Source organism: Pedobacter sp. MC2016-15 (genome assembly GCF_026239695.1).
GTDB lineage: Bacteria > Bacteroidota > Bacteroidia > Sphingobacteriales > Sphingobacteriaceae > Pedobacter.
Window position 1 is genome coordinate 810,078 of sequence record NZ_JAPIVS010000003.1, and the last position, 14,571, is coordinate 824,648.

Here is a 14,571-nt window from a genome sequence, read left to right on the forward strand (position 1 = left end):
TTTGTGATTAATGACTTTATATGACATATGTTAAGTATCTGAAAATTAGTTTAGAATAAAAACTTGACTTTGTTTATTGGCTCATGTTTTTTGAGTAAAATCCGGGCATTAAATGAAGCTACTCATTATTGGTTACTGCTTGTTTTGAGACCAGTAAAGGGTGAGTTTAAGGCCGTCTTTTACGGAAAAAAACGGATGGTATCCGAGGTCAGTTCTGATCCTGCTGATGTCTGCCAGTGAGTCCTGGATATCCCCTATTCTGGATTCGCGGTGGATCTCTCCGGAGCCGGAATTATTCAGGCTCTTGATGAGTGCCCAGAGGTCGTTCAGCGAAATGCGTTCGCCGCATGCCACATTGTAAACCTGGTGAGGCAGGGTGCCGGAGTATAACATAGCTTTGACGTTTGCCTGGATCACATTTTCGATATACGTGAAGTCGCGCGTCTGGTTCCCCTCACCGTTGATCAGTGCAGGACTTCCGTTTAGTGCGGCTCTGATGAACAGGGGAATCACGGCAGCGTATGCGCCTTCAGGATCTTGTTTCGGTCCGAAGACATTGAAGTATCTGAGTCCGATACTATCCAGCTGATAGCTCTTGCGGAAAACATCTGCATAAAGTTCATTCACCAGTTTGGTAACCGCGTATGGTGAGAGTGGATTTCCGATTTTCTCTTCCCTCTTAGGTAAATCCCTGCTATCCCCATAGGTTGATGAAGAAGCAGCGTATATCATTCTTTTTACCTTTTCGTCCCTTGCAGCTACGAGCATATTCATAAAACCATCAACGTTGACCTGATTTGTGGTGATAGGATCGTAAATAGAGCGCGGTACGGAACCTAAAGCTGCCTGGTGACTGATATAGTCGATTCCTTTACAGGCTCGCTTACAGGTCTCCAAATCGCGTATGTCTCCTTCGATAAACTCGAAAGCGGGATGGTCAGTAAATTCATCAATATTTTTTTTGAAGCCGGTAGACAAATTATCCAGTATCCGAACCTTTCCTGCACCATGACTCAAAAGATATCTGATCAGATTAGAACCAATGAAGCCAGCTCCCCCGGTTACGAGGAAATTGCTTGTGCTGAGATCAGCGGTGTGGTATAATTGCTTAGAGTCTGCCATGGGTCATTTCCGGATCAAACATCCCTTTGATATCGTATACAACAGTGTTTTCTTTGGAAAGACTGGCAATGTCGGCATATTTGAACTCCTGATGTGCGACAGCACCGATCACTGCATCGAATTTGCGTCCTGTGACTTCTCCGTTCTGACAGGTGATTCCATATTCGAGCAGGACTTGCTCCGGGTCTGCCCAGGGGTCCTGAATGCAGATATTGACATGATACTCTTTCAGACGGCTGACAATATCGATTACTCCCGTGTTTCTTACATCCGGACAGTTTTCTTTGAAGGTGAAACCCAGAATCAATACTTCGCTGCCGGTGACCTGAATTTGTTTGCGGACCATGAGCTTGATCACTTCATCGGCGATATATTGTCCCATACCATCATTGAGTCTTCTGCCTGCCAGGATGATTTCGGGATGATATCCTGCTTCCTGCGCTTTCTGGGCAAGGTAGTAGGGGTCTACACCAATACAATGTCCACCCACCAGACCAGGTTTGAAATTAAGAAAATTCCATTTTGTTCCTGCCGCCTGTAAAACATCATGCGTGTCCAGTCCGATCAGGTTAAAGATCTTTGCCAGTTCATTCACAAAGGCGATATTGATGTCGCGTTGTGCATTTTCTATCACTTTTGCGGCTTCGGCAACACGAATGCTTGAAGCAGGATATGTTCCAGCTGTAATAATCGAGCGGTATAATTTGTCTACGTTTTCTGCTGCCAGCGGATTGGAGCCTGAGGTAATCTTTACGATTTGTGTGAGCGTATGCTCCTTGTCGCCCGGATTGATACGCTCCGGAGAATAGCCACATGAAAAATCTTTGTTAAAAACCAGACCTGATACTTGTGCCAATACCGGAGCACATTCATCTTCAGTAACTCCGGGATAAACCGTAGATTCATAAATCACAAGATCACCTTTTTTGAGATACTGTCCTACAGTTCTGCTTGCGCTGTAAAGGTGCTGAAGATCAGGGTGGTTATATTTATCAATTGGAGTAGGTACCGTGATGATATATACACGGGCAAACTGAATGTCAATGGGTTCGTTGCTGAACGAAAGGTTATGCGATACCTCGTTCAGCTGTTCAGTACTGATCTCAAGAGTGCTGTCAACTCCGCTCTTTAATGCTGCAATCCTTCCGGGATTAATATCAAATCCGGTGACTTTAAAATATTTTGCAAAAGCTACGGCAAGTGGCAGACCAACATAACCTAAGCCGATAATGGCTATATGTGTGTCCTTGTTAATCTCTGTCATTATTTATTTCGGTCAAACAATCGGCTTGCAATTTATCGAAATAAATCAGAATCTTAATTTTTATTAAAAAGCCCCTCATCCTTTGGGATGAGAGGCTTTTGTTCTGCTTTGGCAGAAAAATTAGTCTTTTACAAATTCTGTATTTGCATTCAGTGCAATCTCGTCGCTCAGCATTGCATTCGGGTATTTGGTACCTAAAGCGAAATCAGCTCTTTTGATTGTACCTGTTACTTTGAAACCAGCAACAGTTTTTTTAGCCTGGTTAACAGTTGTTCCTCTTAATACTGCATCCAAAACAACAGCTTTAGTTACACCGTGAAGTGTTAACTGTCCATTCACTTTGTATTTGTTGGCAGCTACTTTTTTAATTGAAGTGCTTTTGAAAGTCAGCTTAGGATATTTTTCAGCATCAAAGAAATCAGCGCTTTTCAGGTGTCCATCTCTTTTTTCGTCCTCAGTATTCACAGAATTGATGTCTGCAGTCAGGTTGATAACGGCATCACTGAAATCAGGTTTAGAAGAAACGATAGTTGATTCGAAAGTTTTGAATGAACCTTCAACATCACTTACCATCATGTGGGTAATGCTGAAACCCAATTTAGAGTGTGACTTGTCAGCTGTCCAGGTTTGTGCCGATGCAGTTAAAGAAGATAAAGCCGCTGAAGCAGCAAATAATAGAACGAATAATTTTTTCATGTCTTTGAATTTTTTAATAAATCAAAGTTGTAACAAATAATTGATTGCGTTATTGATGTATGATAAGAAAGTGAATCTGATTAACAATTGGTGGTTTTGCCTGTTATCAATGAGGGAGATGTGAATTGTGCGCATAATTATGTGTTATTTTGTATATGTATTTTCCGGTTTAATATATTTTTGTAATTGGAAATTTTATGAGTATTTTACTCCTATTATGTTTGAAACAATAAAATGACTCAACAAACAAAATTTAACGGGGCGGGAAAGCCTAAGGTTTCTTTTCCAATTATCGGTATGGGCGGATCCGCAGGATCATTTCATGCTTTTGAAAAATTCTTTATGCATATGCCCATCAAAAGTGGGATGGCCTTTGTCATTATTATGCATCTTGATAAATCGCATATCGCTGATGTGGCTTCGGTACTGCAACCGATCACGGCCATGGTGATCAGGGAAGCAACAGATGGAGTGGAAGTGGAGCCAGATCATATTTATATCATTCCCCCTGGAAAAGATATGGGTATCCATAACGGACGATTGTTGCTGATGGAACCTTCGAGATATAAAGGAGCGCATATGTCCATTGATTATTTTCTGCAGAGCCTGGCGGAAGATCAGCAGGCCAAAGCGGTGGGAATAATTTTTTCAGGTATGGGCGCAGATGGAGAAACAGGAGTAAGGATGATCAAGGAAAAACTTGGACTTGTGATGGTCCAGGACCCTGAAACAGCAGAGTTTGACAGTATGCCGAGTACTTCTATCAAAACAAATATGGTCGATTATGTTCTGGCCCCGGAAGACATGCCAGTGAAATTGATCCAGTATCTGAATCATCCTGCGATCCGGGAACCACAGGAAGAATCTGAATTCACCATGAACCATAGTAATCATACACATCTTCAGAAAATACTGATGCTGTTGCGCTCCAATACGGGCCATGATTTCACGCTGTACAAGAAAAGTACCATTGTCCGCAGGATCGAAAGGCGTATTGCCTTTCATCAGCTTACAGACTACCTGGATTATATTAATTACCTGCGTGAGAATCCCAGTGAGATTATGCTGCTTTTTAATGAGCTGCTGATCGGTGTCACGAAATTCTTCAGAGACAGGGATGCATTTGATGCATTGAAGAGCAAGCTGTATCCTCTTCTGGCACTGAAAAAGCCGGGCGACCCGATCAGGATCTGGATTGCAGGATGTTCTACAGGTGAGGAAGCCTATTCCGTTGCCATGCTGGTGATAGAATTTCTGGATACGCTGAAAACAGCCAAGGTTCCAAAACTGCAGATTTTTGCAACAGATCTGGATCCCCAGGCGATAGACCATGCGCGATCAGCCAGTTATTTCTCCAATATCACTTCGGAAATTTCGCCTGAACGACTCAATCGCTTTTTTATCAAGGTTAATGAAGGTTATGTGGTTAAAAAGGAAGTGCGGGAGATGATTGTGTTTGCACAGCATAACCTGATTAAAGATGCTCCTTTTACACGATTAGATCTGCTCTGCTGCCGGAATGTACTGATCTACCTTACCTCAGAACTGCAAAAGAAGATCATTCCTGTTTTTCATTATTCTCTGTCAGGCAACGGACTCCTTTTCCTCGGTCCGGCAGAGTCTGTGGGCACTTTCGGGGACAGCTTTACCAGTTTGGAAAACAAGTGGAAAATATTCCAGAAAAAAGAGGGTACCGCTGCATTGGGGACCATGCTTGACTTTCCTTTCCATGTGGCTAATCAAACCAATAAAAACCTGAAAATTCATTTACCAGTGAAAAGTCTGAAAAGTCCCATGGCGGAAACGTTCCATAAGATATTGCTTGAGAATTTCACACCCACCTCGCTCTTACTGAACGAAAGGGGTGATATTTTATATATCAACGGGCAAACATCGAGATATATGCAGATCAATTCTGGCGAGGCAATCTTTAATATTCATCGCCTTGCGAAAGAAGAACTCAGGTATGCGATCGGGAATGCATTGCATCAGGTCTGGGAGAAAAAGGATAAAGTTGAAGTTCCGGAGATTAAAGTGAAAGATGGGGGCCAAACCTATCTGGTTGGTTTCAGGGTAGACTACATTGTAGAGGTACCCTTGCAGGACATGCTCCTGATTACTTTCAATGATTACGGACTAGTCAAGAAAAGACGCGCCGACCAGGCGAAGAATAGCGATCCTACCCGACAGGGGGCAATTGAAGAATTGGAAAAGGAACTGATTTACACCAAGCAGCAGCTGCACAGTACCATTGAACAGATGGAAACCTCGCTTGAGGAATTAAAGTCTACAAATGAGGAACTGCAAAGTACCAACGAAGAATTACAGAGTACGAATGAAGAGGCGCTGACCACCAAGGAGGAGATGCAGTCGCTCAATGAGGAGCTCATGACCATCAACCTGCAGTATCAGAATAAGGCTGAAGAACTTACACAGCTGAATAATGATATGAAAAACCTGCTTGATAATACGGAGATAGGAACTATCTTTTTGGACAACCAGCTGAATATTCTGAGGTTCACACCACAAGTCACGCGGCTTTTTAACATGATTCCCGGTGATGTTGGCCGTTCAATAACTCATATTGTATCAAATTTTGAATACCCTTTTCTGGAAGATGCGATCACAGAGGTCATAGAAAAGCTGGTGGGCAAAGAGCTGGAGGTAAGCACTAAAAAAGACGAGTGGTATAACCTGAGGATCATGCCATACCGTACCATGGATAACTTCATCAGCGGGGCGGTAGTTACCTTTACCAAGATTACACCGGTAAAGGCGATGGAAAATAAATTGACCAGTCTCCTTGATTACGCCAGAAACATGGTCAATGTTTTACCTGATGCAGCTCTGATCCTCGATAAGGACAGAAAGGTGATCGTAGCCAGTGATATATTTCTGGAACAGTTTAAGTTAAAAGAGGAAGAAATCATCGCAGAACCACTGATGGAAATTATTCATAACAAATGGAAAACGGACAAACTTGATGTACTGCTGAATTCATCAGGTACTGAGGAGGTTTTTATCCAGCAGGAATTTATGGGCCTGGGCATAAGAAGTTTCTTTGCTAAAATTCAGCATATCAGCAAGGACGAAAAGGGGAAATCATTGGTTTCATTACTCACATTCAAAACTCATCACAGTGGCTAGGGATTCTCAGACTAATATGACTGCGGAAGAAATCAACATTTTGCTCAATGACCTCCAGGTTTACCAGCTGGAACTGGAGATGCAGAATGATGAACTCAAAGCTTCGTATGCAACCCTGGATCAGGAAAGGGCAAAATTCGTGGGTTTGTATGATCTTGCGCCCGTGGGGTATTTTATCCTTGACTACCTGGGTGTTGTTGAGGAAGCCAATCAGAATGGTGTTGATTTGCTGAATATGTCAAAGCAGACGATCATCCGCAGAAGGTTCCAGAGTTTTATAGCGCCAAACTCCTGGCAGGATTTCTACAACTTTTTGCATAGAATGCAAAATAATGATGGTAAGCAGAGTTCGGAAATAAAACTGCTGCTACCGCATGATCAGATTGTGTATACGAGGATGGAAGGAATCGTCATATCGAGCATGATCGCTACGGAAATCAAGTATTACATTACACTGATTGATATTACTGAAAGCAGGAATGCACAGAAGGTACTGAAGGAAACGAAAGATCGCCTGGAGATGACTTTAAAAGCGTCAGCAACAGGAACATGGACAATAGAATGGGATGCGAATAAGGTGTTTCTTGATACGCACAGTGTCCATATCATGGGAATGGACAGCTGGACATTTCAGGGTACTATTAAGAGTCTGATCGAAATTGTGCATCCTGAAGATCAGGTACAGGTTAGGGAACATCTGACAAATGCGTTGAATGGTCTCAAAGAAATTGATCTGGAATTCCGGATCCTGATTGATGGTGATCAGATCAAACATATTGCTGCCAAGGGGCATGAAATCACTGTTCAGGATGACAAATCTTATTTTGCGGGAATCCTGATGGATATCACCGAAAAAAAGAGGATGGAGAAGGAGGCCGAAACGCTGAGAAACGATCAGCAAAAACTGATAATGCTGGCCACATTAACAGCTCAGGAAAAAGAAAGGAATACCATCAGCAGTGCGCTCCATGATAGTGTCTGCCAGATACTTTATGGTATTCGGCTGAATATTGAAAGTGTACAGCGCAACCATCAGTTGAAAGGTGAGTTTAATAATGTAAATGAATTACTGGATCAGGCGATCAGGGAGACCAGACAACTTTCCTATGAACTTACACCTTCTGTTCTGAAAGACTTTGGTTTTGTAGCAGGTATCAGAGAAATGGCGCAGCGTACGAGTAGTCCAGAGTTTAAAATAGATGCATTCATTGATAACAATGCAGATTCTTTAAGTGAGGAGGTACAACTGTATATTTTCAGGATGATCCAGGAGATGATCAGTAATTGTATCAAACATGCCCGGGCCAGCAGGGCCGAAATAAAAGTAAGCTGTAAAGATCAGCAGGTGCTGATAAAAGTGCAGGATAACGGGACTGGACTGAAAACAACTATAGAGGAAGCCACTAAAAGTGGTTCTGGTTTGAGTGGCATCAGAAACAGGGTCTATCTTTTAAATGGAAAAGTCAAGTTCAACTCTTCTAAGAAAGGACTGACAGTTTCAATGGCGCTGAACCTTCCACCGGTTTCAACTTAAAATTATAAAATGATAAATCTGATATTAGCAGAAGATCACAATATTGTCCGTAATGGAATCAGTTTGCTGCTTGGAGCTGATAAGGAAATCAGGATCAAGGGTGAAGCGGTGAATGGTATTGAGGTATTGAGGATGCTTGCCGAAGGAATAGAAGTGGATATGATACTGGCTGATATCAATATGCCCGAAATGGATGGAATAGCACTGATCAGGGAAATCAAGATCCATAACCCGGAAATTAAGATCGTTATGCTTTCCATGCTGGATAATGAAAAATACTTATCCCAGGCTTTCTCAGAGGGAGCTTCAGGATACCTGTTGAAAAGCGTAAGCGCAGATGAGCTTCTTTTTGCAATCAAACATGTCCATTCAGGAGGCAAATATGTATGCTCAGAGTTGTCTGTCCAGTTGCTGGACAAGCTGATGCATACTGTGAACCCGGCATTTGATAAATCTCATCAAGATATAGATTTCTCTATGAGAGAGATCGAGGTCCTGCACCTGATCGCAGAGGGGCTGACGAACAATGAAATGTCAGACAAGCTTTACGTCAGCAAAAGAACTATCGAAGGACACCGGCAAAGCCTGATCGAGAAAACAGGATCAAGAAATACGGCCGCCCTGATCAGATTTGCCGTTCTCAGCGGAATCGTCCAGTAAAATAACAGAATTTCTTCTTGTTTGATATGATCGCAGCACCAATTACTGGTGCTTTTTTTATTAAGTATCATTGATAAACAGTCAGTTGTAATTAATTTATATTTTATTTGGAATTATTCTAGATTACTCCCTATACTTGTATCATTATTTAAACTTATTCTAAATAGATACATTAATGAGAACTGTAGTACTTCTTTCCGCTGTGTTTGTCTTCACTGTAAATTCATATGCGCAGGATAAATCCGGAAGGAGAAAGAACGCCACTGATTCTCTTGGAAATGCATTAAAAGAGGTAGTCGTAACCGGACAATATCAGCCGCAATCCCTTAGAAACTCTGTGTATCAGACCCGCATCATCACTGCTGAACGTATTCGCTTGCGTGCTGCAACCAACATCCAGCAGGTACTCAACACTGAACTTGGTTTTCGATTTTCAAATGACATTACTCTTGGCACAAGCGATATCCAGATGATGGGAATGACGGGCAGGAATGTAAAGATTCTGCTTGACGGAGTACCTATGGTAGACAGAAGCGATACACGTGAAAGTTTAAACCAGATTGATATCAACACGGTTGACCATATTGAAATTGTAGAAGGACCGCTTTCCGTTTCTTATGGAACGGATGCACTGGCAGGTGTGATCAATATCATCACTAAATCTCCTGTTAAAGAAACCGTCAATATCAATGCCCGTATTCAGGAAGAGACTGTTGGCAGCTCTTACTCAGCCTTCAGTAAGGACGGTTCACATTTGCAGCATGTTGGCGCCGCCTGGCAGAATAAAGGCTGGAATGTTCTGGGGGGGCTGACGCATAATGATTTTGGTGGTTATAACCTTCCGGGAGCATTGGCTACTGCAGAAGAAATTGCTGCCAATACGAACCGATGGAAGCCAAAAGAACAATGGCTGGCGAATACAAGGTTCGGGTATGCGCAGAGCAATTTCAATGTATGGTACAGGTTGGATCATGTGGATGAAACAATCGACAGCAAAGGTGCGTATAACCCTAATAACTTCAGATCTACCGATCAGAAATATATCACCAACAGGTACAGTCAGCAGTTACACGGCGATTATACAGTAAATGAACGCTTGCAGCTGAGTGGCATTGTTGGACTCTCAAATCTGAAACGCAGAACTAAAACGGTAGTGCATGATTACACCACAGGAAATGAAGAGCTATCTACCGGGGCAGGGGAACAGGATATCTCTAAATTTCAGTCGACCAATATCCGTACCACTGCCCAGTATAAATTATCAGAGCGCGCTTCGTTCCAGCCGGGTGTGGAGATCAATCTGGACAATGCCAGCGGGGCCAGGATCTCTGGTTCTCCATCGATCAATGATTATGCATTTTTTATCTCCTCGGAACTGAAATTGTTTAAAGACGTAACGATCCGTCCGGGCTTACGTTTCATCAGCAACTCTGTATATGATGCTCCTCCGGTTATTCCTTCCCTCAATACCAAGATCAGGTTAAATGATATACTGGATTTGCGATTCGGGTATGCGAGTGGTTTCCGTTCTCCGGCACTGCGGGAATTATATTATGACTTCTTTGATGCCAGCCACTCGATTATGGGTAATGAAAACCTGAAGGCGGAGCAATCCAATAGTTTTACGGCTTCCCTGTCCCTATCCGAAACAGCCCAGGATGACCTTCGCTTTCGTTCAGTGCTGAGCGGATTCTATAATAACTTCAGAAACAGAATTGATTACGGGCTTTCGGTAGCGGATCCAACGATCACCACACTGATTAACATCGCAAAATACAAAACTACCGGCGGAACTTTTGAAAATACCCTTTACCTGAGAGACTGGCAGGCATCATTAGGCTTTTCTTACATTGGGACTTACAACCAGTACAGCGAATCTGAGGAGCAGTATGGGGAATCTCCCGAGTTTGTCTGGACGCCGGAAGTAAATACAAATATCACCTACAGTTTCAGGAAAACGGGAACCACTGCAAATTTAGCTGTTAAGTATACCGGCAAAAGACCTTTGTATGAACTGGCTACGCTGGACAATCTGGAGCAGGTGCGACTGGCGAAAGTCGGCGCCTTCACCACAGCAGATCTTATGTTCACACAAAATATATTGAAATCACTGAACCTGAATGCCGGGATAAAGAACCTTTTTGATACCAAAATGCTGAGCAATACAGCTATTGTGAATACATCGGCACACAGTTCCGGGGGCTCAGTTCCCCTGAACTACGGAAGGTCGTACGTGCTGGGACTAAGTTTCAATTTTAACCAATAAACAATTATAAAATACCCTAAACACATCATGAAAAAATTTACTAAAATCATTGCTCTCTTCTGTTTTACTGCTGCGTTCGCGGCCTGTAGCAAAGATGATGATCCAATCGTTACGGTACCTGCCTCAGACGGCAGTACCTTAACATTGAACGGCCTTATTGGTGCTGAAGATGGTGCAAGCGCTGGAAATAGCGTATTTGTAGACTTCAGCACCGATAAACAAACACCGGTGGCGCGTGCTTCCTGGGATTTAGGTTTTTACTCTGGAACAGACTACAGGGTGATCCTCAATCACAGCGTTGGCGCCACTGCGATTGCGCTTAGCAAAAACAACCTGAATGAGGTGACAGCAGCAGATACCATTGCTCTGGCAGCATCTTCAACCCTGGCTGTTGGGCAGGGACTGGGTACATTCAGCATCATTGATCCGGTTGAAGGCAATGCTGCATCTTATCTGGCAGGCACAGTGATACAGGCAGTCTCTGCCACTGAAGCGGATAACAAAGTATATATTATGAACCGTGGTGCAACCGGCGTTACCGGCAACAGGGGATGGCAGAAAATACGTGTGATCCGTAATGCGAGTGGTTATACCCTGCAATATGCCAAAATTAATGAGACAACTTTTAAAACACTGAATATTGCAAAAGATGCGGCGTTCAACTTCAAATATGTCTCTTTTGTTAGCGGCGCAGTGGCGGTAGAGCCCGAAAAAGCAGCATGGGATATAGAATGGGGGCTTTCAACATATAAAGCAAACGCAACTCTTCCTTATACGTATTCAGATTTCGTGATCCTCAATTTTGTTGGAGGTGCTACGGCCGCTGAAGTAATCTTCTCAGGAAATGCTGCAAACAGCACGGTTACCTATGCAAACTTCACAGAGGCCAATCTTACAGGGATCAGCTTCCTGGGAACAAGAGATGTGATCGGTTCAAACTGGAGATCAACCACAGGTACCGCTGGTGTGAAAACAGATCGTTTTTACCTGGTTAAGGATCCTGCAGGAAATATATACAAATTGAAATTTATCAGCTTCCACGCCAGTGACAGTGGGGTGAGAGGTAAACCGGTAGTAGAATATAAGCTGGTTAAAAAGGCCTAAACTTGGTTAGTTTGTTGTGCAAGGCTGGCTTCCGCGTGCTAACGGAAGCCGCCTTTTTATTTTTAAAATCCGATTATGAAACTAAATATTTTACCCTTAGCTCTGCTTGTATTAAGCCTGGGAGCATGTAATAACAATACCAAAGAAACTACTGCGGCCTTGCCGGACAGTACAAAGATTGTCTCTCTGAACGGGGCAGTATCTGAAGTGCTGGCAGGACTGGGACTGGAAAAGAATATCGCTGGTACAGATATTACCAGCAATTATCCTGAAAGCCTGAAGGCGAAGCCAAAAGTTGGCCACAATAAGAATATCAATGCCGAAGGCGTGATGGCGCTGCAGCCAGATTTGATCATCGGTCTGAAGAAAGAAGTAAGCCCGGCATTGGCTGCACAATTTAAAGCTGCGGGTGTGAAACTGTTGCTGGCAGATCAGGAATATTCCGTGGAAGGCACCAAAAAACTCATCCATTTCCTGGCGGACAGCTTACATGCCAAAGCGAAAGGAGATTCAGTAGTTAAGGTGCTGGAGGCTGATCTCTCGAAGGTTCCTGCTGTTGCCGCAGCGGATAAAAAACCGAAAGTACTATTTATATATGCCCGTGGTACCGGAACCATGATGGTGGGCGGAACAGGTACGGCAATTGATCAGGCGATCAGCCTGGCCGGTGGACAAAATGCAGTGACAGCATTTGCAGATTATAAACCGCTGACAGCTGAGGCTTTGGTGAAAGCCAATCCTGATATCATCTTGTTGTTCGACAGTGGTCTCCAAAGTCTGGGAGGTGCTGCGGGACTGACGAAGGTGCAGGGCATAAAGCAGACAAATGCCGGGAAAAACAATAAAATTATTACCATGGATGGCGAATTGCTGAGCAGCTTTGGTCCGCGGTTAGGGATTGCCATTCAGGAATTAGCCTCCAAAATTAAGTGACGAGAAATACCGGATATATATTAATGGCAATGTTTGTCCTGCTGGTCGGAACAATGGTTTTATCCTCCTGTATAGGCGCAGTGAGTATCAGTTTTGCTGAACTGACCGGTATCCTTGGAAAACAGGCAGGTTTTTCCGGAACTACTCATTTTAAGCCGCAGCAGGCAGCGGTATTGCTGAACATCAGACTCCCGAGAGTTTTTCTCGGTGTGCTCATTGGCGCGGGACTGGGGATATCAGGTGCGGCGGTGCAGGGGCTGTTCAGAAATCCACTGGCAGAGCCAGGTTTAATCGGCATCTCTTCAGGAGCGACCTTATTTGCTGTACTGATGATTGTGCTGGAGGTAGGATTCTTCAGGTCCCTGAGTGGCATATCGGGCTTTTATGCCTTGTCGCTTGCCGCTTTTACCGGGGCCTGTATCACTACAAGCGTCGTATATCGCTTGTCTGTCAGAAACGGCAGAACGGTGACGACAACCTTACTGCTGTCGGGCATCGCAATTAATGCGCTGGCGGGTGCTTTTACGGGATTGCTTACTTATATGGCTACAGACGAGCAGTTGCGTACGATTACTTTCTGGAGCCTGGGTAGCCTGGGAGGTGCGAGCTGGGAAACGGTAACAGGGATCTTACCTTTTATTCTAATCCCTGTTGCGGTATTACCTTTGATTGCTAAATCCTTAAATGCGCTGGCACTGGGAGATGCTGAGGCGCTCCATATGGGTATTGATGTCCGTAACCTGAAGAGAATTATTATCGTACTGGCAACAATTGCAGTAGGGGCTTCTGTAGCAGTGGCAGGCACCATTGGATTTATCGGGCTGATCGTGCCGCATATTATCAGAATGACCTTTACTGCAGATAACAGGCTGGTGATTCCGGGCTCTGCACTGTTGGGTGCAGCACTGCTGACCCTGGCCGACCTGCTGGCGAGGACCATCGTTGTGCCTGCTGAACTGCCCATTGGCATTTTGACGGCGCTGATCGGAACACCCGTATTTTTATACATTATCATTACGGAGCGTAATAAAAGTAACATATGATAGAAGTAAATGAACTGTCTTACCAGGTAGGTAATAAGGAACTGCTGCATCGCTTGAGCTTTGAGCTGAAGTCGGGCGAATTGCTTGCTATCCTCGGTGCCAATGGTGCAGGAAAAAGTACCCTGATGAAATTGCTCTGCCGGGAGATTACACCCAGTTACGGAAATATCAATTTTCGTGGGAAGCGGCTTCAGCAGTATACACTTCCGGAACTTGCGAAACAGCGTGCCGTATTATCACAGCAGAGTACGATCTCCGTATCTTTCATCGTGACTGAGCTGGTGATGATGGGAAGGTATCCTCATTTTGAACAGGTTCCTGCAGCAAGGGATTTGGAAGTGGTGCAGCTGGCGATGGAAGAAACGGGAATCACACATCTCTCGGGCAGAGACTATAATACACTTTCCGGCGGAGAGCAGCAGCGTGTCCAGTTGGCGCGCGTGCTGGCGCAGGTGTATGACTGCCCTGATGCCTGTCTGTTTCTGGATGAACCTACCAATGGACTGGACCTTTTATACCAGCAGCAAATGATGGAGCTGGCACGGCGGCTGGCCGACAAAGGTTATTGTGTAATTTGTATATTGCATGATATCAATTTTGCCTCCCGTTTTGCAGATCAGATCCTGATGTTGAAGGCAGGCAGGAAGGTAGCCATGGGCCCGCCCGTTGAGGTGATCAGTTGTGAGAACATCCATGAAACTTTCAGCATCAACGTAAAGCTGATGGCCTGTGAAGGATATAGTTGTCCGCTGGTTATTCCTGCCATGAGTCAGAATAAACTATAATAAATAAAGTATTAATT

General features: G+C 44.0%; 11 protein-coding genes. 8 read left to right on the forward strand and 3 right to left on the reverse strand.

Features of this window, described 5'->3' with window-relative positions; all coding sequences use genetic code 11:
- Positions 1 to 132: 132 nt before the first annotated feature.
- From OQY15_RS12370 to OQY15_RS12380, 3 genes are all read right to left on the reverse strand, one after another.
- Positions 133 to 1,122, reverse strand: a complete 990-nt coding sequence (locus tag OQY15_RS12370; RefSeq protein ID WP_265792069.1) for an SDR family oxidoreductase — start codon at positions 1,120 to 1,122, stop codon at positions 133 to 135.
- Positions 1,109 to 2,386 (reverse strand): nucleotide sugar dehydrogenase, encoded by a 1,278-nt coding sequence (locus tag OQY15_RS12375; protein ID WP_265792070.1) that lies wholly within the window; start codon positions 2,384 to 2,386, stop codon positions 1,109 to 1,111. Before OQY15_RS12375 ends, OQY15_RS12370 begins: the two co-directional genes overlap by 14 nt.
- Before the next feature lie 120 nt (positions 2,387 to 2,506).
- Positions 2,507 to 3,082, reverse strand: a complete 576-nt coding sequence (locus OQY15_RS12380; protein ID WP_265792071.1) for a YceI family protein — start codon at positions 3,080 to 3,082, stop codon at positions 2,507 to 2,509.
- A 234-nt stretch (positions 3,083 to 3,316) separates the two neighbouring features.
- Between OQY15_RS12380 and OQY15_RS12385 the strand changes: the two genes are divergently transcribed.
- From OQY15_RS12385 to OQY15_RS12420, 8 genes are all read left to right on the forward strand, one after another.
- Complete coding sequence (locus OQY15_RS12385; RefSeq protein WP_265792072.1) at positions 3,317 to 6,229, forward strand: CheR family methyltransferase; 2,913 nt, start codon at positions 3,317 to 3,319, stop codon at positions 6,227 to 6,229.
- Between the two features lie 16 nt (positions 6,230 to 6,245).
- Positions 6,246 to 7,763, forward strand: coding sequence for a PAS domain-containing protein (locus OQY15_RS12390; protein WP_265792073.1), 1,518 nt, complete (start codon positions 6,246 to 6,248; stop codon positions 7,761 to 7,763).
- A gap of 9 nt (positions 7,764 to 7,772) precedes the next feature.
- Positions 7,773 to 8,423, forward strand: coding sequence for a response regulator transcription factor (locus tag OQY15_RS12395; RefSeq protein WP_265792074.1), 651 nt, complete (start codon positions 7,773 to 7,775; stop codon positions 8,421 to 8,423).
- A gap of 175 nt (positions 8,424 to 8,598) precedes the next feature.
- Positions 8,599 to 10,689 carry a TonB-dependent receptor gene (locus OQY15_RS12400; protein WP_265792075.1) on the forward strand — a complete coding sequence of 697 codons (2,091 nt, stop codon included), beginning with the start codon at positions 8,599 to 8,601 and terminating at the stop codon, positions 10,687 to 10,689.
- A gap of 27 nt (positions 10,690 to 10,716) precedes the next feature.
- The gene (locus OQY15_RS12405) at positions 10,717 to 11,793 is read left to right on the forward strand and encodes an HmuY family protein (RefSeq protein WP_265792076.1); all 1,077 of its coding nucleotides are present in this window, start codon (positions 10,717 to 10,719) and stop codon (positions 11,791 to 11,793) included.
- A 75-nt stretch (positions 11,794 to 11,868) separates the two neighbouring features.
- Positions 11,869 to 12,726 (forward strand): ABC transporter substrate-binding protein, encoded by an 858-nt coding sequence (locus OQY15_RS12410; protein ID WP_265792077.1) that lies wholly within the window; start codon positions 11,869 to 11,871, stop codon positions 12,724 to 12,726.
- Complete coding sequence (locus OQY15_RS12415; RefSeq protein ID WP_265792078.1) at positions 12,723 to 13,769, forward strand: iron ABC transporter permease; 1,047 nt, start codon at positions 12,723 to 12,725, stop codon at positions 13,767 to 13,769. Before OQY15_RS12410 ends, OQY15_RS12415 begins: the two co-directional genes overlap by 4 nt.
- Positions 13,766 to 14,554 (forward strand): heme ABC transporter ATP-binding protein, encoded by a 789-nt coding sequence (locus tag OQY15_RS12420; protein ID WP_265792079.1) that lies wholly within the window; start codon positions 13,766 to 13,768, stop codon positions 14,552 to 14,554. The genes OQY15_RS12415 and OQY15_RS12420 overlap by 4 nt, the downstream gene beginning before the upstream one ends.
- Positions 14,555 to 14,571 lie beyond the last annotated feature (17 nt).